This is a genomic window from Micromonospora lupini str. Lupac 08 (genome assembly GCF_000297395.2).
Classification (GTDB): domain Bacteria; phylum Actinomycetota; class Actinomycetes; order Mycobacteriales; family Micromonosporaceae; genus Micromonospora; species Micromonospora lupini.
Genome location: NZ_HF570108.1, coordinates 4825651 through 4847712 on the forward strand (window position 1 = coordinate 4825651; position 22062 = coordinate 4847712).

The 22062-nt window shown below is 69.1% G+C and carries 17 protein-coding genes and 2 pseudogenes; 12 read left to right on the top strand and 7 right to left on the bottom strand.

The window, feature by feature from the left end; all coding sequences use genetic code 11:
* Window positions 1–47 precede the first annotated feature (47 nt).
* The 4 genes from MILUP08_RS23045 to MILUP08_RS33970 all read left to right on the top strand — a co-directional run bounded on the left by MILUP08_RS23045 (window position 48) and on the right by MILUP08_RS33970 (window position 4471).
* Window positions 48–1187, top strand: coding sequence for an alpha/beta hydrolase (locus tag MILUP08_RS23045; RefSeq protein WP_007462185.1), 1140 nt, complete (start codon window positions 48–50; stop codon window positions 1185–1187).
* Window positions 1188–1200: 13 nt separating this feature from the next.
* Window positions 1201–2310, top strand: coding sequence for a sensor histidine kinase (locus MILUP08_RS33965; protein WP_167626062.1), 1110 nt, complete (start codon window positions 1201–1203; stop codon window positions 2308–2310).
* A 51-nt stretch (window positions 2311–2361) separates the two neighbouring features.
* Entirely contained in the window at window positions 2362–3006 is a 645-nt protein-coding gene (locus tag MILUP08_RS23055) for a response regulator (RefSeq protein WP_039906483.1), read from the top strand.
* A gap of 235 nt (window positions 3007–3241) precedes the next feature.
* Complete coding sequence (locus tag MILUP08_RS33970; protein ID WP_007462190.1) at window positions 3242–4471, top strand: GH25 family lysozyme; 1230 nt, start codon at window positions 3242–3244, stop codon at window positions 4469–4471.
* A 73-nt stretch (window positions 4472–4544) separates the two neighbouring features.
* On the opposite strand, the gene MILUP08_RS23065 is transcribed toward MILUP08_RS33970, so the two are convergent.
* Window positions 4545–5384 (bottom strand): ABC transporter ATP-binding protein, encoded by an 840-nt coding sequence (locus MILUP08_RS23065; protein WP_007462192.1) that lies wholly within the window; start codon window positions 5382–5384, stop codon window positions 4545–4547.
* Window positions 5385–5771: 387 nt separating this feature from the next.
* On the bottom strand, window positions 5772–6425 hold the full coding sequence (locus MILUP08_RS23070) for a hypothetical protein (RefSeq protein WP_007462196.1): 654 nt from the start codon (window positions 6423–6425) through the stop codon (window positions 5772–5774).
* Window positions 6426–6645: 220 nt separating this feature from the next.
* Between MILUP08_RS23070 and MILUP08_RS33975 the strand changes: the two genes are divergently transcribed.
* Window positions 6646–7800: a HEAT repeat domain-containing protein gene (locus MILUP08_RS33975; protein WP_237747285.1), complete on the top strand. Its 1155-nt coding sequence runs from the start codon at window positions 6646–6648 to the stop codon at window positions 7798–7800.
* 100 nt (window positions 7801–7900) lie between these two features.
* Here MILUP08_RS33975 and MILUP08_RS23080 read toward each other — a convergent pair whose 3' ends face one another.
* The gene (locus MILUP08_RS23080; RefSeq protein WP_039906485.1) at window positions 7901–8509 is read right to left on the bottom strand and encodes a TetR/AcrR family transcriptional regulator; all 609 of its coding nucleotides are present in this window, start codon (window positions 8507–8509) and stop codon (window positions 7901–7903) included.
* 70 nt (window positions 8510–8579) lie between these two features.
* Here MILUP08_RS23080 and MILUP08_RS23085 point away from each other — a divergent pair, with 70 nt between their 5' ends.
* Together MILUP08_RS23085 and MILUP08_RS34210 are read left to right on the top strand one after the other, a co-directional pair.
* The gene (locus tag MILUP08_RS23085) at window positions 8580–9566 is read left to right on the top strand and encodes a hypothetical protein (protein WP_007462205.1); all 987 of its coding nucleotides are present in this window, start codon (window positions 8580–8582) and stop codon (window positions 9564–9566) included.
* Window positions 9567–9697: 131 nt separating this feature from the next.
* Window positions 9698–10366, top strand: a complete 669-nt coding sequence (locus MILUP08_RS34210) for a hypothetical protein (RefSeq protein WP_039906486.1) — start codon at window positions 9698–9700, stop codon at window positions 10364–10366.
* A gap of 470 nt (window positions 10367–10836) precedes the next feature.
* On the opposite strand, the gene MILUP08_RS23095 is transcribed toward MILUP08_RS34210, so the two are convergent.
* Window positions 10837–11505, bottom strand: coding sequence for a hypothetical protein (locus MILUP08_RS23095; RefSeq protein WP_007462210.1), 669 nt, complete (start codon window positions 11503–11505; stop codon window positions 10837–10839).
* A gap of 120 nt (window positions 11506–11625) precedes the next feature.
* Here MILUP08_RS23095 and MILUP08_RS23100 point away from each other — a divergent pair, with 120 nt between their 5' ends.
* The 3 genes and pseudogenes from MILUP08_RS23100 to MILUP08_RS23115 all read left to right on the top strand — a co-directional run bounded on the left by MILUP08_RS23100 (window position 11626) and on the right by MILUP08_RS23115 (window position 14669).
* Window positions 11626–12546 (top strand): hypothetical protein, encoded by a 921-nt coding sequence (locus MILUP08_RS23100; RefSeq protein ID WP_039906489.1) that lies wholly within the window; start codon window positions 11626–11628, stop codon window positions 12544–12546.
* Window positions 12547–12607: 61 nt separating this feature from the next.
* Window positions 12608–13457 (top strand): annotated as a pseudogene (locus MILUP08_RS34820) (IS5 family transposase).
* A gap of 74 nt (window positions 13458–13531) precedes the next feature.
* Window positions 13532–14669 (top strand): annotated as a pseudogene (locus MILUP08_RS23115) (IS701 family transposase).
* Window positions 14670–14895: 226 nt separating this feature from the next.
* Here the strand turns inward: MILUP08_RS23115 and MILUP08_RS23120 are convergent.
* Both MILUP08_RS23120 and MILUP08_RS23125 read right to left on the bottom strand, forming a co-directional pair.
* Complete coding sequence (locus tag MILUP08_RS23120; protein WP_007462222.1) at window positions 14896–15465, bottom strand: hypothetical protein; 570 nt, start codon at window positions 15463–15465, stop codon at window positions 14896–14898.
* Window positions 15466–15482: 17 nt separating this feature from the next.
* On the bottom strand, window positions 15483–17198 hold the full coding sequence (locus MILUP08_RS23125; protein ID WP_007462224.1) for a hypothetical protein: 1716 nt from the start codon (window positions 17196–17198) through the stop codon (window positions 15483–15485).
* Window positions 17199–17343: 145 nt separating this feature from the next.
* Between MILUP08_RS23125 and MILUP08_RS23130 the strand changes: the two genes are divergently transcribed.
* A complete protein-coding gene (locus MILUP08_RS23130) occupies window positions 17344–20502 on the top strand; it encodes a hypothetical protein (protein WP_202805234.1) in 3159 nt (1052 codons plus the stop codon).
* Between the two features lie 135 nt (window positions 20503–20637).
* Window positions 20638–21324, top strand: a complete 687-nt coding sequence (locus MILUP08_RS23135) for a Type 1 glutamine amidotransferase-like domain-containing protein (protein WP_007462227.1) — start codon at window positions 20638–20640, stop codon at window positions 21322–21324.
* 69 nt (window positions 21325–21393) lie between these two features.
* Here the strand turns inward: MILUP08_RS23135 and MILUP08_RS23140 are convergent, their stop codons facing one another.
* Entirely contained in the window at window positions 21394–22005 is a 612-nt protein-coding gene (locus MILUP08_RS23140; protein ID WP_237747176.1) for a cupin domain-containing protein, read from the bottom strand.
* Window positions 22006–22062 lie beyond the last annotated feature (57 nt).

A 22062-nucleotide genomic window follows, 5' to 3' on the forward strand; every position in this document is an offset into this window, starting at 1 on the left:
CCTGGCGGGAGAGGCGCAGCCATCTGGTGTCCGTGCAGGATCGAGTCATGCGAAGGCGACAGCTGACATCCGCGCTTGTGGCGATCCTCCTCGCCGGAGTCGCCATGGTGGTGCTACCTCGGCACGGCAACACCGACGGCTGGCAGGACACGTTCAGTCCTGCCCTTCCCCCGCCGAGCGGATCACATGACGTGGGTGTACGACGGATCCGGCTGGTGGACCACGACCGCCGTGACCCTTGGCGCCCGGACAGCGACCGGACGTTGATGGTCGACGTGCACTACCCGGCCGACGCCGGGCCCAGGTCGTTGGCGCACTACGCCGTTGCACCCGCCACCACCGAATTCGGCTCCCTCGCCTGGGCACCCGGGGAAGAGCAGCGCCTGGGACTGGTGGCGGACGACGTCAACTGGATGTTCCGCACCCATTCCCACGAGTGGGCGCCACCCGCCATCGGCTCGTTCCCGGTCCTGGTCGGCTCGCCTCCGCCGGGGGTGATGCGCACGGCGTACACAGGTGTCGCCGAGGAGTTGGCGAGCCATGGGTACGTGGTCATCAGCATTGACCACCCGTTCGACGCTCCGGTCGTCGATCTCTATCCCACCCGACGGGTGATCGAGCCGACCGACGCCGTCGCGACCGTCAAGCGCCTCGAGGCCGACGCGACAAGGGTCGCCGACATCGCCTACGTCACGAAGGAACTCTCCGGTCTGGACCCGCAGTTGAGCGGTGTGCTGGACCTACGACGGCTTGGCCTTTTCGGCTGGACGGGATCGGACGTCTCCCAACGAGCACGTCTCGCCCGCCTGCCGGGGGTGTCCGGCATCGCGGACACGACCGGCACCGTCGGGGCCACCGACATCGGTGCGGTACCACTGTTGATCGTCGGCGGCTCCCCCGTCGACGATCACGCCGGCCTCCACCGCCGCGGCTGGCGGGCCACCGTGACCATTCCGGGCGCGTTCCCACGGTCGCTCACCGACGACGGTGTGGTCCTGGCGCAGATCGCCCAGCGCTACCCACGCACCCAACCGGTCGTACGGCAGGACATCGGCACGGTGCAGCCGTTGGCATACCGCACCGTCCGCCACGCGCTCGTCAGCTTCTTCGACCACCACCTGAGCGGTGTGCCCGCCGGCACGTTCGCCGCGGAACCGGGTGTGACAGTCGACGTGGTCTCACCGTGAGATGCTGACCCGCATGGGACGGCTCGCCTGGGTGGCCGCAGGAATGGTGACCGCCCTGGCGCCCTGGTACGGCCAGCCGGCCGCGCTGCGGCTGACCGCCTGGGTCGCGGTGCTCGCCGCCACCGTGGCGATCTCGGCACCCCGACCGGCCCGTGCGCCGCTCGGCGCCACGGCGGCCATCGTGTCGGTGTGCGGGAGCCTCTGGGCCTGGCAGTCGCTTGGCTACAACTTCGTCGACGACGGCAACGACTCCAGCAAGCTGCTGCTGTGGACCACTATCGAAGTCGGCGCGCTGACCGCTCTCGGTGTCGCTCTGACCCGCAACGCCGGCGGGTCCGCTCGGCTGCTCGGATGGCTCCTGCCGGTGCCCGGCGCCGCGGTCGGTCTCCGGCTGCTGCCCGACGCCGCCATCGGAGAACAGCTGTTCCTGAGCGCTCTGGGTGCCGTCACGGTGCTGGCCGGAACGCTGCTCGGTCACTACCTTCGCGGACTCGACGAGTTCCGGGTGGCCGCCGTGGAGCAGGCCCGATCGGAGCAACGCCGTAGAGTCGCCGCGGATCTCCACGACTACGTCGCGCATGACATCGCCGGCATCGCGGTCGCGGCCCAGTCGGCGCGGATCGTCGGCGGGAGCGACCCGGGAGCGCTCATCGAGCAGGTCGAACAGGCCGCGACCCGAGCCCTACGACGCCTTGACCGCAGCATCCAACTCATGCGGGACGATGATGAGCGGACAGCGCCGCAGTACGGCCTCGCGGACGTACCGGATCTCGTCGATGCCCACCCACTCCCCACCGAACTGAGCCTGGCGTTGCCGGGACGCGACGACATTTCCGCGGCGATCCAGGCCACCGCGTACCGCGTGGTGTCCGAGGCGCTCACGAACGTGGCTCGACACGCGCACCCCACCGTCCCGGTGCGGGTGTCGGCGGCCCAGCGGGACGGACGGCTCGACATCGTCGTCGCCAACGAGCTGTCGATCCGCGCGACGCCGGCGCGTGCCACGGGCCCCGGCGCTGGTCTGGCCACTCTTCGGGCCCGCGTGGAGGCGCTCGACGGCACCATGCGCGTCGGCGCCGAGAACGGATCGTGGCAGGTGCATGTCACGCTGCCCATAGACTGAGTCGATGTCGCCGCTCACACACCTACGGCTGGTTGGCCGGCAGGCGACTTGATGACCACCGTAGTGATCGCCGACGACCACGACATGGTCCGCCACGGTTTCCGCATGGTGTTGTCGACGCAACCCGACCTCACGGTCGTGGGTGAGGCCAGCAACGGCAACGCCGCCTGGGACCTGGTCCGCCGCCTACACCCGGCGGTACTGCTGGCGGACATCAGGATGCCCGGAATCGACGGCCTCGAGCTCGTCCGCCGCATAGCCGCCACATCCGATCTGGCGACCAAGGTGATCGTCGTGACCACCTTCAACGAGGATGAGTACGTCACCCGGGCGTTGCGCGACGGCGCGAGTGGCTTCCTCCTGAAAACCTCGGCGCCCGGGCTGCTCGTCGAGGCCGTCCGAGCGGCGCTCGTCGGCAGCGCCCTGATCAGCCCGGAAGTCACCGTCCGCCTACTGGAAAGGCTCAGAGCCGGCCGGGAGACACTCCAGCCCGACCCGCCGTTGACCCCACGCGAGCGGGACGTCGCCAAGCTCGTGGCACGTGGGCTGAGCAACGACGAGATCGGCGCGACACTCCACATCGCTCCGGGCACCATCAAGACCCACGTCAGCCACATCTCCATGAAGCTCGGTAACGTCACACGTGTCCGGATAGCCGCATGGGCATGGGAATCCGGCCTGGTGTCACGCCTCTGACCGCCCGCCGGCCCCGGCTCCCGATCTCCCCCGTACGGCTCGACGCGTCCTGCCGATGATCTGATTTCGCCCCACCGGACAGCGCGACCCTCCATCGACAGGAAATACTCTGCGGACCCACGTCGATGGAGTCAGCCAGCCGCGCCCCCTCGGCACGGCGCACTGGCGTGGCGGGTTCCGCCCGCCGCGCCGACGGTCCCCTCGGCCCCGCGAGCAAGGAGAAACCCACCTCACCATGCCTAGAAGATTGCTCTGCGTGCTGATGTCCGCCGGCCTCGCGGTCGGTACGGCGCTCGGCGTGACGCAGCCCGCGCAGGCCGCGGACCCCACCGTCGACGGTGGCGGCCGAGCGAACGCCGGCGTCGCCCCGGGCGCGCGCAGCGGCGCGATGGCCAAGACCGCCGCCATCCCGGCGGGTTACACGGTCCGGGGCATCGACGTCTCCAGCCACGACCACAACCTCGGCCCGATCAGCTGGCCCGCGGTCGCGGCCAGCGGCGTCAAGTTCGCCTACGTCAAGGCGACGGAAGGCCGGACGTACCTCAACCCGTACTTCGCCGAGGACTATGCCGCTGCCAAGGACGCCGGTCTGCTCGTCGGGGCCTACCATTTCGCCCGCCCGGACAAGCGCGACCCGATCAACGAGGCCAACTTCTTCGTCGACAGCGCGAAGTTCACCAGGGACGGCCAGACCCTCGTGCCGATGGTCGACATCGAGTGGCCCTACTGGAGCGGCGCGCCCACCTGTTACGGGCTGACCCCGACCGAGATGTCCACCTGGATCCGGTCCTTCACCGACCAGGTCAAGGCACGCATCGGCCGACCCGTGATGATCTACACGAACACCAACTACTGGAACCCGTGCACCGGCAAGAACGCGTCGTTCGGCGCCAACCCGTTGGACATCGCCGGCTACACCGCGGCTCGTCCACCGCTGCCGGCGGGTTGGACCGCGGAGACCATCTGGCAGTACGCCGCCGGCAACCCGAGCCAGCCCGGGAACTACAGCCAGAACGTCTTCAAGGGCACCTACGCGGCCCTCACCCAGTTGACCGGCGTACCGGTGGCCGCGCCTCCGGTCGCCCTCCGCTCCCGGTCCAACAAGCGCTACGTGGTGGCGGAGAGCGCCGGCGCCAAACCGCTGATCGCCAGCCGCACCACCGTTGCCCGGTGGGAGCAGTTCGACGTGATCAGTGCGGGCGGCGGCTACGTCGCGCTCCGCTCGCGCGCCAACGGTCGCTACGTGACGGCGGAGAGCAAGGGCGCCAAGCCGCTGATCGCCAACCGAGCCAAGGTCAGCACCTGGGAGAAGTTCACCATCATCAACAACTCGGACGGCACGATCAGCCTGCGCGCCGCGGCCAACGGCAGATACGTGGTGGCGGAGAGCAAGGGCACCAAGCCCCTCATCGCCAACCGGACGTCGATCAGCAGCTGGGAGAAGTTCGACCGGATCTCCCTCTGAGCACCGCCGCTGCCCGGCACCCGCACAGCGTGGGCGCCGGGCAGCGGTCTGTCACAGGCGTACCGGAAAGGTGTCAGCCGGTGGCGACCGCCGACCGGCGGACGGACCCGGCGCGGGCCGCCCAGCGCCCGTCCTCGTGACGCACCTCGATGGGGTGTGCGAAGGCCGCCGACACCTGGGCGGTCGTGACCGTCTCATCGGCCGGGCCGGCGGCGACCGCGCTGCCGCCGCTGATCAGCATCGCGTGGGTGGTCGTCGCCGGAAGTTCCTCGAGGTGGTGGGTGACCATGATCGAAGCGAGGCGGGGGTGGTTCTCGCGGAGGAGGTCGATGGTCTCGAGCAGCTGTTCCCGGGCCGCGACGTCGAGACCGGTCGAGGGCTCGTCCAGCAGCAGCAGTCGCGGTTGACTGATGAGCGCCCGGGCGATCAGGGCGCGACCCCGCTCGCCCTGCGAGAGGGTGGGCCAGCGTTCGTCGGCCCTGTCGACCAGCCCGAACATGCCCAGCAGGGAGTCCGCCCGGTCACGGTCGCCCCGGGTCGGCTGCCAGCGTGGCGGCAGGTCGACCGACCCGACGAGCCCGGTCAGCACGACCTCACGGATGGTCAGGGGCGACCGCAGCGGATGGCGGGGGTTCACGTGACCGATCGCCCTGCGCAGCTGTTGCAGGTCGACGCGGCCGAGTTGCTGACCGAGGATCCGCACGGTTCCCGAGGTCGGATGGGTCAGCGCGCCGCAGAATCCCAGCAGTGTGCTCTTGCCCGCGCCGTTCGGGCCGAGGAGCGCCCAGTGCTCACCTTCGCGCACCGTGAGGTCGATGCCGTGCAGGATCTGCTTGCCGTCGCGCCGGAACGTCACGTCGCGCAGCTCGACGACTGGAGACGGCGGGTGTGGCGCGGCGGTCCTGGGGAGCATGGCCTTCTCTCGGTACGGCGGCGGTCGCTCTGCACGGTGCCACAGACCGGCGCGCAGGTCAGTGACCAGGACCACCGCCGCCGTACGCACCAGCGGCTGATGCCCGGCGGTGGGGCCTGGCCTGCGACAACGGCTCGGCCCACCAAGATTGGGGACGATCGTTCTTGACTGGCTGCCGTTCTACAAGTGCATCGCGTAAACCCGGACCTGCCGGCCGGTGTCCGGCTGCACCGTTTCGCGCTCCAGCGACATGCCCGGCTTGACCATCACCCGCGCGGACGCCTCGTTTGCCGACGATGTGGATGCTTACGCCCGGTCCAGGGTGTGGCATTTGGAGTCCACGGCGAGTATCACCCGCGATGTCGCAGCCCGCCCTGCGCCATCTGTTCACGACCACCGTGCACATTCCGCGTCGAGGCGTGGGTCGGTGACCACCCAGACTTCGCCCCCGGCGGCCCCGGTCGGGGCGTCGGCTCGTTCGAGACCGAGGAATTCGATCAACTGGAGCAGTTCGGCTCGTTCGGCTCGGTCATCGTCGACATCGTGCGAGTCGAAGAAGACGTAGTACTGATCGCTCGGGTCGACGCTGCCGGAATCTGCCCAGATCCGAGCGACTTCTCCGATTGCCGCTGCTTCCGTCGTGATCGCGGCGGCGCGTGCGGCTCCGCGGGTCTCCGGTGACGCGTCGAGGTCGGAGAGGTCGGAGAACCACTGGCCGAAGTAGTCGAGGCCGGCATATCCGTTCTCGAAGAACAGCATCGCGCTGGGAAGGTAGCGGTTGGGCCTGTCGACCTGGAGGTGCTCCGACCGAGGTTGGTCCGCGTCCTCGAACCGGGAGATCACACCCAGCCGGGGCATGAGTACCAAACGCTGCCTCGCCGGTTCATCCTTGATGATGTAGGTGCCGGACTCTCGACCCCGGAAGAACGCGGAGAACGCCACGTAGGCCTCCTGAGGGTCGCCCACGGAGACTTGTTGGTCGTTGCCAGCACCGACAGCGAAGACGAACTGCTTCGGGCCTGGACTGTAGGGGCGGGCCATGGGCGTCCTTCGTTCACGTGTGACAGGTCCGTCAGCGTACGTCTCAGGTCGTGGACCGGCACCGGTGGCTCGTCGACGAGTTCCGCCGCGAAGACGTACGGGCCCGGAAACCGGAAATGACCCCAGCGGAGCCCAAAGCCGATTTGGGTACGGTGTTCCACCGCCGGTGATGGCGTGGCAGGGTGACCTGATGATCGACAGCCGTGGGGCGTTGGAGGCTGTGGTCCGGCATGCCGTGGAGCTTGAGGACGACTACGACGACGTCGCGCCGACCGTCACGGCCCTGACCGCATCCGGGGACACCACCCTGGTACCCCGGCTGCAGGAGGTACTGGCCCGGTTCCTCGACGAGGGAAACTTCTACGGCCGGGACCTGATCGCCGGTGTCCTGGCTGGCATCGAGGGTGTGGCGGCGCTGCCGGTGCTGCTCCGCGCGTCGGCGCGCGATATCGGGGACGACCAGGACGGTCTCCAGGCCGAGATCATCGATCTGCTGCACGCAGACCGGGCGGCCAGCCGACGTGTGGTGCGTGATTTCGTCACGGGTGATTCGCCGGAGCTGCGCCGTGTCGGGCTCTGGGCGCTCGGGTTCGTCGTCGAAGCACAGGATGTCGAGCTGCTGACCGCGGCCGTGACCGACGCCGACCCGAAGGTCAGGTCCATGGCGGTCGGCTCCATTCCTGACCCAGTCGGCGACGACTGTGCATTCCGCGCGCTCGTTCTGGCACTGCGGGACCTCGATGAGCAGGTGCGGATATCGGCAGCGAGCAGGCTTGGCTACACCGGCCGAGTTGACGCGGTCGGACCGCTCGTCGCCCTCGCGGCCGACCCGACACCGCGGGTACGGTCCATGGTCGCCTACGCGCTCGGGCGACTCGGCAGTCACGAGGCGGCCTCGGCCCTGCAACGGCTCCTTGACGACCCCGATCGGCACGTCCGCGAGAACGCTGCGGAAGCCCTCGGCTCGGTCGGAGGGCCGGCCGCAGTAGATGCGCTGCTGGTGCTGGCTGCCGACCAGGACTCACGGCTGCGAGTCCAGGCCGCCAAGGCGCTCGCGAAGGCGGCCGACTCGGATCCCCGCGTGGCGCCGCAACTGACGATGCTGGCGCGTGACGGCGAGGCCGCAGTACGAGCGGCCACCCTCAGCGGACTCGCCAGCGCCGGGGGCGGGCCAGCGAACCTGCGGTATCTCCTGCTCCAATTGGTGGACGACCCGGACCCGATGGTCCGTCAGCGGGTCGCGGTCGTGGCACGACATGTCGCGCCCGACGCTGCCCCGGACATCCTCCGCCGGTATACCCGCGATCACGATCAGGCCCTGCGCCGACTCGCCGCCACCGAACTGGACCGACTGACTCACCCCACCGCCCGTTGACCCGGCAGCCCACAATGTGCGGTGCCCGAGCGGACGAACCGGGAGTAGGTTCGCGCATTGGCTTCGTGGTCCGGGTGATCCGCTGCCGCCGTACCGCTGATCAGCGTTCGTCGGCGGCGGCTGGCGCGATCTGGTCGAGGTGTGCGCCAACGGTGGCCTTGGCGGTTGCGTTCGAGGTCCGGCCGGGGCGCAGGAGGGCATGCAGGATCACGCCGTCGACGAGGGCGTAGAGACGCTCCGCCTCGACCTTCTGATCGAGCCCGGGCCGGAGCGCACCGGCGTCGGCCAGTCGCCGGATCATGGCGGCGAAGGCGTCGGTGAGGCGTTCGTCGATTTCCTTGCGCAGGCCGGCCATGGTCGGTTCCACGACGGCGCGTGCCGTGAACGCGAGCCACACTTCGCACTCGCCGCGCCGTGGCCGGTCCAGCGGCAGCATCTCGTCGATCATCGACCGGACCACCGCACGCTGATCGCCAGTGGTGTCCACGGCTCGGATCCGCTCCTCGATCCGTTCTCCCACCAACCGTAGAGCGAATCCGAGCAGTTCGGACTGGGTGGTGAAGTAATGGCGCAACGACCCCATGGACAGGCCGGCCTCGCGCGCCACGTTTCGCACCGATGCCTGCTCAAGCCCGTCCCGCACCACGATCCGCCAGACCGCTTCGGCGAGCTCGGTCCGTCGGGCATGCGCATCCACCAACTTCGGCACTCCCCTTTATAACACACCCGTGCTACTTTCTTGTTGCTAACACAACTGTGCTAGATAAGCGGGAGCGTCCATGTCACGTCGAGAAAACGCCTGGCTCACGGCAGCGGTGGTCGGCTGGATCGCACTCAACGGCGCGGTACTGCTCCTCGCACCCGGCGACGCTCCCTTCGACTGGCCGGCGCAGCACGAACCGCCATCCGGGCCCGGCCAGGTGATCGCCGCTCAGGCCACCCTCGTCGAGCTGGTACTGCTCGCCGCCATCGGATACGCGCTCACCCGTGGTCGACCCGCACCGCTGATCGCCGAGCGCGCACCGACGCTCCCGAGCGCTCGCCGGGAAACAGGACTCGTCCTGGCGTACGGCGTCCTCGCCCAACTCGGTGGCCTGCTCATCGGCCGAGGGCTCGGCTGGAACCCGATCGGCTTCCATCTGGCCGGTACGCTCGTCGGCGCCACCGATCCGGTCGGGCCCGCCGAGGCGCTCGGCTGGGCCACGTATAACGTCGTCGTCTACGCGCTGGTGCCACTCCTGTGGTTCCGGCGGCGCTACACCGCCCACCAGATGTGTCTGCGCTCGGCGGATCGGCGCGGCGATACCATCCTCATCCTCGCCGTGCTGGTCGTCGAATCGCTCGCGCAATGGGTGGTGCTCGGCCACGCCTTCGCCGGCCTGGCCCCGGGTCAGCTCGCCGTCGGAGTGCCACTGACCTTCCTGCTGTACCTGGCTGGCACGGTGCTGCCCACGGTCATCTTCGTGCAGAGCATCCTCGTCCCCCGCTACGCCCGTCTGACCGGCTCCACCACAGCGACAGTCGTTCTCGGCGGCCTGACGTACGCGGCACTGCACGTGTTCGAGGGCTGGGGCAGGTTCGGGTCGCCGCGCGAGGCCACGCTGACGATCCTGTTCGTGCTTCTCATCTACACGCTGCCCGGCGCATTCAAGACCTGGCTCACCGTACGGACCGGCAACGCCTGGGTGCACGCGTGGGCGTACCACGCCTTGGCGCCACACACGATGCACGACACCGGGCTGATAGTCCGGATCTTCCGCCTCTGAAATGTGCAGCCCTGCCACCGGTCCGCCGCAGTTTCGTCGAACCGTGCAGCGGTCGATCGCGAGGCGGGCCCACGGTCGCGCGCCTTGTCGGCGGCCTGAACGCGCATCCAGTAGCTGGATACCATGCGGATGTGTTGGGGTTTCGTCGGCCGCCGACGGGTTTGAGCAGACGGGCCCGTTCGTACGTCAGCAATCACGGAGTTTGGCTCGACGTGCCGCCGGTGAGTGAGTTTCGAGGCGCGTGGCAGGAGGCGCAGATTCCCGACGAGGTCATCGACCGCGCCGAGGCGTTTCAGGCCCAGTGGGGTGGCCTTGTCCTGCCGTCCGCGCCGGGCATGCCCGAGGGTGCCGCAGGCCCGCGAATGCTCCGCGTGGACACGCCAGAATGGGAAGACACGTTTGCTCCCCAGGGGTGGTTCTTCGAGGCCGGGCCGCAACGCACCGCTGTGCCGTATGCGTTCCTGATCGGCCCGGACGGAACGTTCGGTATCGCCGGTGGCGATGATGGGCAGTGGGTCGCGTTGCATCGCAGCATCGACGGCTGGGTTGAGGCCCTGGCTCTGGCGTACGCGGCGATGGACGTCGCGGACACGGTCACCAGGCTGACCGGTTCGGCCGTCGACCAGCTCGACCTGACCGCGATGCAACCGGTAGCACAGGTTGGTGGCATCACGAACGGCTGGTGGTACCGGCCGGGCCTGCTCGCTGCCGTGTACTCGGGTGAGCCGGAGCCGTCCGCGCTGTCGACCCACCGCACCGCCTACCTGTACGCCGGCAACATCGATGAGCAGTGGTTGTAACGCCCTTACCTGTCGACACATGGGTGGGGATCGGGTGAGCACCATCAGTGGCAGATCGGCGTACCTGCTCTTGTTCAGGTCGGACTTCCAGGTCGGCTTGCTTCCAGAGCTTCGGCACGGCGTGTCAGGTCTGCCGCGATGTCATCCCAATCAGGGCCGTAGTGCTCGGCGTGATCAGGGCCGCACCGCTGCGCAGCGGGTCGATACTCGTCGCCGTAGAGGCACCGAGCGTGCTCCGTCAGACTGCTGTGCATGCCTCGGACCCTACGACGCCACCACTCCCACCGTGTTGACACGTTCGGGTTCGCCGATTCGGCAACCGCAGGGGATGCGCTGGTCGCGGCGCCGCTTGTGGAATCGGCATCTCAGCATCGGGACCGGCTACTGGTCCGACACGGCGAAATGCGTGACGTCATCGATGTCGGGCAGGCCGCCGTGCCGACTCGACGCCAGATGCGACGCCCGTCGATCTACTGATGTCGCCAGGCCGAGGCGCACGCTTCGATCCAGGTCTTGAGGTCGGGCACCTCATCGATCGTGAGCAGTGAGTACGGCGGGGAGCCCGCCACGGGGGTGACACCGGCAAAGGAGTGGTCCGGCGCAAAGAGCAGTAGTCGGCCGTCTTCGCGATGCGCCAGGGTCAGGTTTCCATTGGCCTCCACCGCCACCGCGTAGTAGTCATCTGGGTTGATGGCAATCTGCAGACCATCGTCTTCCCAGATCCACGCATAGTCGTTGAGCACATCCGCGACCCGCACCTGCGTCGCCGCCGCCGTGAGCACCTCGTTCTGGTTGATCCACCAGCTAGACGGCTCGCCGAACCGTTCGACGATCCCACCGCAGACCTTCCAGAAGCTCTTGTGCGTCTGGACGATGCGGTCGCTGTCCGCATCGCGCGGTAGGTGGCAGAGCCATCCCCGCCGACGGCCGGACGATCCCCATGCCAGCAGCTCGAAGGCGGTGTCTCCGACTGACACCGGCGTGACCGTGGCCGAGGCGAGCAACGCGGACAGTTCAGGCAAGCCAGCGATCGGCTCACGGGCCCAGGGTCGCGCCATGCCCACCTCAGCGCCTTCTCCCGGCCCGAGGAACCACGACACCTCATCACGGAACTGCTGCCAGTCGCTCACGAGCCGCATGATCGCAGACCCCCGTACGCGCATGCTTGGCGAGGATGGTGGGGCAGGGTGCCTGTGTCGGGGTGATTCACGGCGGCCCGGCCTAAGCTCCTGCGCGTGGGTTATTGGGGGACGGTCGTTGTGGCGCGACCACAGGGGTTGCTTGTCGACCAGGACGGCATGAGCGGGTTCGGTTACCAGCATCGTTGGTTGCGCGATCTGGGCGATGGGTGGCAGCTGGTGGAGACCAGGGGGTGGAACGATCCGCCGGACCTGGTCGGGCCGTGTGGGGCGGTGGCGGCGTCGACAGGGCATCCGGTCTTCGCCGCGTATGTCAGTGACGGCGACTGCGCGGTGATGTGCACGGCGGTGCCGGGCGTCGTGGGGTCGTTGACCCACCTGTGGGATACCAGCGGGCCGTGCGGGGTGTACCGGCATCAGCCGGACGGTATGCCGGAGCCGATCGGCCGCAGCGTTGACGATGTGGTGGCGGAGCTGACCGGCTGGTCCACCTCGGCTGGCTTGCGGGCGGATGCCTCGGTGCTGCGGGCGGTGCTCGACCATGACCACAACGCGGCGTGGAAGCCGGCGGATGATCTGCTGTTCGACCTGGTGCAGGGGTTGGGGGTCGCCCGGATCGGCCGGACGACGCCGTGGGCGTTCCCGATAAGCCGTCGGCCGTTCACCCTGATCACGGAACTCATGGGCGGCCTGGCAAGCAGAGCCCGATCGTGGGCGGTGTACCGGCGGGCCGAGGAAGAGGACGGGGACTCGCCGGAGCCGGCGCAGCCGTGGGAGGGGGCCGCGATAGCGCTTGAGGAAGAGCTGTGGGCGTCGCTGTACCGCCCGCGCGTGGACGTGATGGCGTTGGCGCGCCAGGTTGTCGAGGTTCAGACGGCCTACGACGAGGCCAGTGGGGATCGGGCAGGGCGAGCAGCGGTGGACCCGGATCGGTTGTTCGAGTCGCTCTTCGCCGGTCTGGTGGATGGCACCCTGCAACCGGACGACCCGGAGGACTCCGGCCGTCGGTGGGCGGACGAGCGGGCGACCGGTGTGGACTGAAGCTCCTTGAGCAGCCCTAGGCAGTGTCTTCAAAGGATCTTGGTATCGGATGATGTAGCGCGTGGGTCGTCGCTACGAGTTGTCTGACGTCGAGTGGGAAGCCCTGTCCAGGTATCTGCCGTCGGCGGTGACGGGTGGTCGGCCGCGGGTCGATGACCGGCGGGTGCTCAACGGGATCGTGTGGAAGGTCCGGGCCGGGGCAGCGTGGCGGGACGTGCCCACCCGTTACGGGTCCTGGCAGTCGATCTACACCCGTTTCCGCAGGTGGGCCCTGGACGGGACGTTCGAGCGGATGCTGGCCGGAGTGCAGGCCGACGCGGACGCGGCCGGTGACATCGACTGGCTGGTGTCGGTCGACTCGACCATCGTGCGAGCCCACCAGCACGCTGCAGGCGCTAAAGGGGGCGCCGAGAAACGGACGAACCACAAGATCACGCCCTCGGCCGATCTCGAGGTGGACTGACCACCAAGATTCACCTCGCCTGCGACGGCCTGGGTCGGCCCCTGGCCTTCGTGCTCTCCGGCGGCAACGTCAACGACTGCACCCGCTTCACCCAGGTCCTCACCCGCATCCGTGTCGAGCGTTCAGGCCCCGGCCGGCCCCGCGTCGCCCGGAGCACGTCATCGCCGACAAGGGCTACAGCTCCAAGGCCATCCGCGCCGGCCTACGCCGACGAGGCATCCCACACACGATCCCCGAACGCGCTGATCAGCAGGCCAACCGCCGCCGGCGAGGCAGCCGCGGCGGCCGGCCACCAGCGTTCGACAAGCAGCTCTACAAGCGGCGCAACGTCGTCGAACGGTGCTTCAACCGGCTCAAGCAATGCCGCAGCTTGGCGACCCGATACGACAAGACAGCAACGTCATACCGGGCCACCGTCACCATCGCCGCGCTACTCCAATGGTTATGAACCTTTGAAGACACGGCCTAGTACTGCAACGGCAGTAGGCGAATCGAGTTCGACTCGTGTTCGTTGGTCCGACTGTGACGGATGTTGATGTCGATCGTTGGCATGGAGAGTTGGACCGGCTGCATGCCCGGATCGGGCCCAGGTTTCGGCGGTCGGAGCCGCGGCTGCGGGTCCGTCAGTACCTGTGTGGGCTGGTCTCTGGTCTGGGTCGTAAGAACGGCTGGACCTTGGCTGAGCAGGCCGGGGATGCGTCGCCGGACGGGATGCAAAGGTTGTTGCGGTGGGCGGACTGGGACGTCGACGCGGTCCGCGACGATGTGCGGGACTACGTGGTCGAGCACCTCGGCGACCCGGCCGGAGTGCTGATCGTCGACGACACCGGGTTCCTGAAGAAGGGCACCCGGTCGGCCGGAGTGCAGCGTCAGTATTCCGGCACCGCCGGGCGGACGGAGAACTGCCAGGTCGGTGCGTTCCTGGCCTACCGCTCAGCGAAGGGCCACGCGCTGATCGATCGGCAGCTCTACCTTCCGGCGTCGTGGACCGATGACCGGGACCGGTGCCGGGCCGCGGGGATCCCGGACGCGGTGCAGTTCGCCACGAAGGTGCAGATGGCCCGGGAGATGCTGGCCCGCGCGTTGGATGCCGGGGTGCCGGTCGGGTGGGTGACGATGGACGAGGCCTACGGGCAGTCGGAATCGTTGCGGGTCTGGTTGGAACACCGGGATGTGGGTTATGTGGTCGCGACCCGCCGCAACGACGACATGATCACCACCACGATGGGCACCTGCCGAGCAGACAAGCTGATCGCCGCTCTGCCGGCCCGGGCGTGGTGCCGGCCTGTCCGCCGGCGCGGGCGCCCACGGCCCGCGCGAGTACTGGTGGGCGCGGGTGCCGGTGCGGATCTGCTGGCAACCCGGCCGGGGCCACTGGCTCCTGGCCCGGCGCAGCATGACCACCGGGGAGATCGCCTACTACGTCTGCTACGGACCCCGCCGCACCCGACTGCTCGACCTGGCCCGCATCGCGGGAGCCCGTTGGGCGATCGAGGAGTGTTTCCAGCAGGCCAAGAACGAAGCCGGCCTCGACGAATACCAGGTCCGCGACTGGCGAGCCTGGTACGCCCACATCACCCTGTCCATGGCCGCTCACGCCTGGCTGTCCGTGGCCCGATCCCTTACCGCAAAAGGGGATCCAGTCCCGGCGACGACATGATGATCGGCTACACGGTACCGGAGATCCGAAGACTGCTCACCGCACTCATAGTGCGATCAACCCACCCACCCGAGCACGTCTGGGCCTGGTCGCGATGGCGCCGACGACGCCAACACCAAGCCCGAACCTGCCACTACCGACGACACGGCTACCCCTGACCAACTGCCGTTGCAGTACTAGGTGCAGGCAAGCGGGCAGCCCTCGGCGCCGGCCTCGTCCGGATGGTTCAGGGACGAAGGGCGCGGAGAAACACTGGCAGCATCGTCTCCACCTCGGCGGCGACAACCGCCGATTCCGACCTCAGCCGAGCGACCGTTGAACCGTCGAAGTCTCCTTGGAGCTGGCGGATGCTGGACTCCTGTGCAGCGATGTCGAGTTGCTTTAGCCGGGCCGTCAAGCCCTCGCCCCTCACGTACACGTCGATCGCGGCGGCAATGCCGAGTGCGCCTGAACATACCCAGTTGGCTGCGTCGGGCGAGCCGTCAGAACGCGCGCATTCGAGGGTGTAAGCGACCAGAGACAGCGCGTCGGCGACCCAGTAGTCCGGGTCCTGACCGTCACCAACCTTGGGCACCAGCGCGTCGACACGCTCGTAGGCCGTCGTCAGCCGGCCGTCGTCGACCGCCCCGAGGTGATCGGTGATGAGGTCGATGTACTCGACAGCGACCGTTTCCAGGTCAGGGGCGATCGCCGTCAGCACCGGCACGTAGCGCAGGGCGCAGCACGCTCCGTGTACCGCCCTCGCCGCTCGGGGAAGCGCCGCTAGGCCGTGGGTCAGCTCGGTGTAGCCGGTCACCTCAGGCCCTCTCGTGATCACTCGGTCCAGAAGGTTCTGATCCGGGACTTGTATCGCGTACCGCTGCGGAACTCAGCCGGGCCGATCGTGAGTCCCTCGACGTTCTCCAACTGCTCCATGCACGATACGTCGCAGTTGGGCGCCTCACCGGGTTGACATACGTTGCGCTGTGCAGCGCCTTCGACTATGTACCAGTTGGCGTTGTGCTTCAGCCACTGAATGATCGACGCCTCGGCGTGCCCCGTGTACTCGGCGTACTCCATGCCCCCCAGGTCGACGTCGGTCCATTCGTCCGGCCTGGTCGGGGCTTCGGTCGCGACGATCTTCTTCGTGCCGTCGCCGTTCTTCTGGGCCACCTTCGCCACGGCGACGGTCCCGTTCTGGCACTGTCGCTGTCGCCGCTTCCCCGCGAGCCGTTCGGCGTCTGCTCGCGCCGCTTCCGCACCGGCCTTGGAGCCCTTCACCGGATAGCCGCAGCCCTGACCGGCCCGACACCTGGCCAGTCGTCCATCGACGGAACGATCGCGGCGCAACTGCTTGGTGACCGCGGTGACGTTGACGTCCGCCCGCGCGATCACCATGATGTTCGCGTTCACCGGCCAGGTACAGACGCCGCGCTTGTTACACCGCGGCAGGACCAGGCGCACGACGCACGACATGGACGTCGAGGAATTGACCGCCATGGTCTTCGAGTCGGTGCAGGTCTTCGCGTTCGACGGGCCGGTCACGAATGCCGTCATGTCGGCTCGCACCGTGCCGGTCGCACCGGCACCCTGGGCGGCAGTCAGGGTGTTGGCGACGGTGGCGCGCACGGTGCAGGCGCCGCTGCCGAACGGACAACTGATGCCGCCAGTGAGCGTGGCATTGAACTTCACCCGCGAGTCGACTGCCTTGCCGAGCTCGCGTTTCGCCTCGTTCTCGACATCGTCGTAGAAGCCGTCGAGCGCCGAGGGGTCCATCTCGCCGAAATCAAGGCTGTCGTCGGACGGGTCCCGCTGCGCGACGCGGAACGCCGCACCGCGCACCGCCCCTCGCGTCGCACGATTAGCGGCTCTGATGCGCGGGTGCTCGACCTTCAGCAACCGGTACGGACTGTTCGACGTGACGTGATAGATCGTGGAGCCGACCGTGACGACCGTGCTCTGCTGCTCGCCGACGGTACCGCGCCCCACCGCGGTGACGCCCGTCTGTCGTAGCTGCTCGCGGAACTGCCCGGCGACGTTGGCGGGGCGCAGCGTGAGGCCGGGATCGCCCATCACCCGGGCGTCGATGGCGACCCAACTCTTGGCGAAGCGTTTGGTCAGCTCGGCCTTGATCTTCGGGTCGCCCGCGGGCTGCGCGGATGCGGCGGACTTCCAGAACGCCTCGCCTGCGCGAATGAGTGTTCGGTCCTGCAGGGTGAGGATCCGCAGCGTCGCACCGGAGTCACTCATCGAGCCGTACGTCACGCCGCTGCCGGAGACGCGCAGATCGACGTTCGCGGTTCCGGCCGGATTGTCGAATGCTCCCTTGTAGTGCAGGCCAGGCGAGGCTTCGAGCCGGTCAAGCGCGCTGGTAAGCGCGACCGCGGCACCTTCCTCGGGCGACGGCGGCGGGGTCGTGGCCTCGTTGTCCGGCTCCCGGTCACCGCCGAAAGTGCATGCCGACAACAGCAGTAAAACGCCGAGCAGGACCGCAATGGACGCCCGTCCCACTGCGACGAAGCTTCGACTCACCGCGGTGAATCTGTTCATGGACTGAGAGTGCCCTGCGGTGTCAACGGCGCAATACCTACTTCCCACGAAGCACGTTCAGGAGAAGTTCCCGGTAGCCGATGACGCTCACCGCCTGCCACCGCACGTCGAGAACGGAGAACGGTACGGCCACTACCATGCGAATGTGGCTCACGTTCCCCAGGTCCGCCGGCCGTACCCGCTGCTCGTCGTCGCGGCGGTCCTGTTGGCGCTCGGCGCCGCCACGGCCTGGGGGGTCGGCGACACGCTGGGGCTGAGTCACTCCCCCGCCGCTGTTCCGCAGGAGGACACTGTCGCCGCGCCGGCACGGACGCCCGCGCCGGTTCCGCCGTTGGCGTCCCTCGTCGTACCCGACGATCCGCGCCTCAAAAAGGCCGCAGCCGCCGTCGCCGACGCGGTCGCCCTCCGCGGCCTGCCCCGGCCGGTGCTCGCCCCGGCAGCGTCGAGCCCGGCCAGCTCCGCGACGGCTACGCCCAGCCCGGCCAGCTCCGCAACGGCCACGCCGAGCCCGGCAACGGCCGCGACGGCCAATGCGGGCACCGGCACGACGCGCGGCGGGGCACCGGACCTGTCGGCGGTGAGCACGCTGCGGGCGGGCGTGCTGGCAGCCCTCGGCGCAACGCCCGAGTCGTACCGGCTCGATGTGCGCGGCACCGAGCTGGTCGTCCAGGGCGGTGACGTCGCGGGCGTGGCGGCCGGGATGTACCGGCTGGCCGACCGGATCCGCTCCGGTGTCGAGGCGCTCCCCGCGGCGGACGCGGGACGGGTGGTCCTCCCCCGGCTCGGCCTGCGGCTGACCGACGCGGGTTCGGTGGGGCGCGAGCCCGACCCGGCCGTCTTCGCCGCCGGCGACGACTACGGCCTGAACACCGACGTGGTCGGGTCGGCGGTGCTGCCTCGCGCCCCGTGGGTGGACGCCGGCGCGGTGGCCCGCATCGACGCGCAGTTTCGGCAGTTCGTCGACCACTCGGTGGCGCAGGGATTCAATGGGATCGTCGTGCCCGGCTTCCTGGAGTACGTCACGTTCGCGAAGGTCGGCGACGGGCACGCGGTCTACCCGCCCGGCGACCCGCACGTCGACCGCGCACGGGCGATGGTCGCGGCGTTCGGCCCGGTCTTCCGGTACGCCGAGGACATGGGCGTGCGGGTCTACCTGCTGACCGACATGCTCGCGGTGTCGCCCCCGCTGGAGGCGTACCTGACGCGAACCGTCGGCGGCCTCGACGCGGCCGACCCCCGGCTGTGGGCGGTTTACCAGGCCGGCCTGGCCGAGCTGTTCGAGAGCATGCCGTTCGTCGACGGCCTGATGGTCCGCGTCGGTGAGGGCGGCGAGGTGTACGCCGGAACCGGCTGGGACTACTCGTCACGGCTCGCGGTCACCACGGAAGCATCCGTGCGCGCGATGCTGCGGGCGCTGCTGGACACCGCGGGCCCGGCCGGCAAGGAGATCATCTTCCGGACGTGGACGGTGGGCGTCGGCGCCGTCGGCGACCTGCACACCAACCCGGAGTCGTACGCGAAGGTCCTCGGCGGGCTCGACGATCCGCACCTGATCGTGTCCACCAAGTACACCCTGGGCGACTTCTACAGCCACCTCCCGCTGAACACCACACTGCTGGGCGGCGAGCACCGCCGCATCGTGGAGTTCCAGGCCCGGCGCGAGTTCGAGGCGTTCGGCTCGCTGCCCAACGACCTCGGCCCGCTGCACCGCGAGGCGCTGCGCGCGTTCCTCGCCGCCAACCCGAACGTCGAGGGTGTGTGGAACTGGACCCAGGACGGCGGGCCGTTGCGCGCCGGGCCCATGTCGCTGTACCTGCGCGCCGGGTTCTGGCAGCTCTACGACCTCAACACGTACGCCGTCGGTCGCCTGGCCTGGGACCCGGACGTCGACCCGGCGCAGGTCACGGCGGACTGGGCGTACCGCACGTTCTCCGGCGACCCGGCCACCGTCGCCGCGATCGGGCAGGCCATGGCGCTGTCCCGGCAGGCGGTCACCAAGGGTCTCTACATCGGCCCGTACGCCGACCGGTCGGTGCGCGCACTCGGGCTGGAACCGCCGCCCATGATGTGGATCTTCGAGTGGGACATCCCCACCGGCGACACCGCGGCGCTTGACAGCATCTACGCGGTGACCGGCGGCCGCGTCGACGAGGCGATCGAGGAGGGCAGGCAGGCCGTCGTGCTGGCCCGGCGCATGCGTGACCTGATCGCCGCGACCGAACCGACGACCTGGCGGGACGCCGAACTGCGCGGGCGCTTCACCGCGACTCTCGACTACCAGGTCGACCTGTTCGAGACGCTTGGCGCGTACCGGACCATGGTGCTGCGACACGCGCAGTGGCTGGACACGGGTGACCCGGCCGCCCGCCACGACTGGCGGCTAGCCACGGCGGCGTACCACGACGCGCGCGACGCGCACCGGCAGCGCTACGGCGCCGACCTGGACCTGCCCGCGTACAACTTCACCGCCGCCGACCTCGGCGCGCGGCGCGCCGATCGGGACCCCGCGATGGCCTGGGCGGCCCGGGTGATGCTCGGGTCGATCCTGCTGCTGGTGGTGCTCGGCCGGTACGGGCGCGGGTCCGGCGCGGCCGCCGCGCGCGCGTTGCTGCTCGGCGCGCTCCGACCGTGGCGGGTCGCCGCGCTGCCGACGCCCACGACGCGGGTGGACCGGGTGTTGGTGTGGCTGGTCCCGGCCGTGGTGCTGGTGGCGAGCCGGCTCGTCTTGACCTGGTTCGCCGCGCCGGCGCACCTGCTGGTCACCCTCGGTGGGTGGGCGCTGTTCGCCCTCGTCGTACGCCTCGCCGGCGGCCGCCGGGATCCCTTCCACCTGTGGGCCGTGGTCGGCGGCGTCGCGCTGCTGCGCAGCGTGCTGCTGCTGACGGCGCTCGCCGGGCGCGGGCCGGGCGGTTACTGGTTCGCCTTCTGGACCGCGCCGAGTGTGCGCGCGGCGTACGTCACCGTCGCGTTCGCGGCGTTCTGCTGGCTGTTCGTGGCCGTCGCCGTGGTCCTGCGGGACCGGTACGGCCTGCGCCGCCGAAGCGCCGTCGGGCTGACCCTCACCGCCGCGGGCGTGCCCCTCGGCGTGCTGTCCGCCCTGGTCTCGGTGGTGGGCCTGGAACGCGCGTTGACGGTGTGGAACGACCAGCTCGCGCTGCTGCCCTGGGGCCTGTCCCGCATCCTCGGCATCACCGTCTACCTCGGCATCCCCGCCCAACTCCCTGCGTACACCGCCGCCGTCGGGGTCGCCCTGGCCGCAGTCGGCCTGCTCCTGTCACTCGGCCGCCACCGGCAATCCGCCTGACCCGCCTCGATCGGACCTGTGTCGCCGCGCCGGCGGAGGCAGTTGACCGTGGGACGGCCGCAGCGGATGATCCAGCGACGTGTCGCTAGGGCAACGTGATCACCGTTAGGCGGCGGCTTCGGGAGAGCGGATTTCATGAAGTTCCTTCTCACGTCGGGGGGCATCGGTAACCCGAGCATCTCCGACGCGCTCGTCGACCTGTTGGGCAAGCCGATCGCCGAGTCCACGGCCCTGTTCGTCCCCACCGGTGTCTACCCCTTCCCCGGTGGAGCCGAGAGGGCGTGGAAGGCGATCCACGGCCAAGCGGAGATCCCGCTGACCCAGCTCGGTTGGAAGTCCCTGGGGCTGTTGGAGCTCACCGCGCTGCCGACCATTCGCGAAGAGAACTGGCTCCCGGCGGTCCAGGGGGCCGATGCCCTCCTGGTCTGGGGCGGCGATGTGCTGTACCTGACCTACTGGATGCGCCAGTCGGGCCTGGCCGACCTCCTGCCGTCGCTTACCGACACGGTTTATGTGGGGGTCAGCGCCGGGAGCATCGCGGTCACCCCGTACAACTGCGACGCCGAATTCGACAGTCAGTTCGTCCCTGACGGCAGCGACATGGCGCAGGACGCCGACCGTGCGCTGGGGTTGGTGGATTTCACCCTGTACCCCCACCTCAATCATCCGGACATGGAGGACACCGAGCTGTCCCACATCCAGAAGTGGGCGTCCGGAATCCCCGTCCCGACGTACGCCATCGACGACAACACCGCCATCAAGGTGGTCGATGGCACCGTCGAGGTCATCTCCGAAGGCGACTGGAGACTGATCAACCCCTGACGGAGACGTCCCTTCAGCCGAGCCAGCTCCTACCCGGGGCGGGTCCGCAACTCACGGGCAATTGGCCGGTCACAGGAACTCGCTGCGGTACGTCGAGGCCAGCTCGGCACCGCGGCGGCGGCGTTCGGCGAGTTCGTCAGGTGAGAGCTGCGGCGGCGGCGCGTCCTTGCCCGCGACGACGTCGCCGATGCGGGCGAAGTACTCGTCCTGGCCGGCCGGGGTGCACATACAGAGCATGTGGGCCGGCGCACCGGAGGTGTTGCGGAAGTTGTGCGGCGCGTTGGCCGGGATGTTGATCGTGGAGCCGGCCCGCACGACGTGCTTCTCGCCGCGGAAGGTGAACTCGATCTCGCCCTCGAGGATCGTGAACATCTCCTCGAAGTCGTGCCGGTGCGGTGGCGGGCCGCCGCCGTCGGGGACGCGCATGTCGATCAGGCAGTACGCGCCGTTGGTCTGCTCGCCCGTGATCAACATGCCGTAGGTGTTGCCCACGAGGGAGATGTAGGTCGTGTCGGGATCGTCGGGGTTCGCCACGGTCAGCGAGCGAGTGGGGTCGTCGTCGGGAATCATCGTGATCATCTCCTGGGTGTGTGCGGTCGGTTGGTGGGATCGTCCGGTGACGGCGCGTCTCCCGGAGGCGGGGCTGCTGGTGTGATCCTCGCGGAACTCGTGTCGTTCCACAGCCCAATCGTGCGCGGAAGGCTCAGACGACGCGACGCAGCCGAGGGTCGCAGAGCG

Coding starts and splice junctions, on each gene's coding strand:
- MILUP08_RS23045 (WP_007462185.1), top strand. CDS start 48: ATGCGAAGGCGACAGCTGACATCCGCGCTTGTGGCGATCCTCCTCGCC.
- MILUP08_RS33965 (WP_167626062.1), top strand. CDS start 1,201: ATGGGACGGCTCGCCTGGGTGGCCGCAGGAATGGTGACCGCCCTGGCG.
- MILUP08_RS23055 (WP_039906483.1), top strand. CDS start 2,362: ATGACCACCGTAGTGATCGCCGACGACCACGACATGGTCCGCCACGGT.
- MILUP08_RS33970 (WP_007462190.1), top strand. CDS start 3,242: ATGCCTAGAAGATTGCTCTGCGTGCTGATGTCCGCCGGCCTCGCGGTC.
- MILUP08_RS23065 (WP_007462192.1), bottom strand. CDS start 5,384: ATGCTCCCCAGGACCGCCGCGCCACACCCGCCGTCTCCAGTCGTCGAG.
- MILUP08_RS23070 (WP_007462196.1), bottom strand. CDS start 6,425: ATGGCCCGCCCCTACAGTCCAGGCCCGAAGCAGTTCGTCTTCGCTGTC.
- MILUP08_RS23085 (WP_007462205.1), top strand. CDS start 8,580: ATGTCACGTCGAGAAAACGCCTGGCTCACGGCAGCGGTGGTCGGCTGG.
- MILUP08_RS23095 (WP_007462210.1), bottom strand. CDS start 11,505: ATGCGGCTCGTGAGCGACTGGCAGCAGTTCCGTGATGAGGTGTCGTGG.
- MILUP08_RS23125 (WP_007462224.1), bottom strand. CDS start 17,198: ATGAACAGATTCACCGCGGTGAGTCGAAGCTTCGTCGCAGTGGGACGG.
- MILUP08_RS23135 (WP_007462227.1), top strand. CDS start 20,638: ATGAAGTTCCTTCTCACGTCGGGGGGCATCGGTAACCCGAGCATCTCC.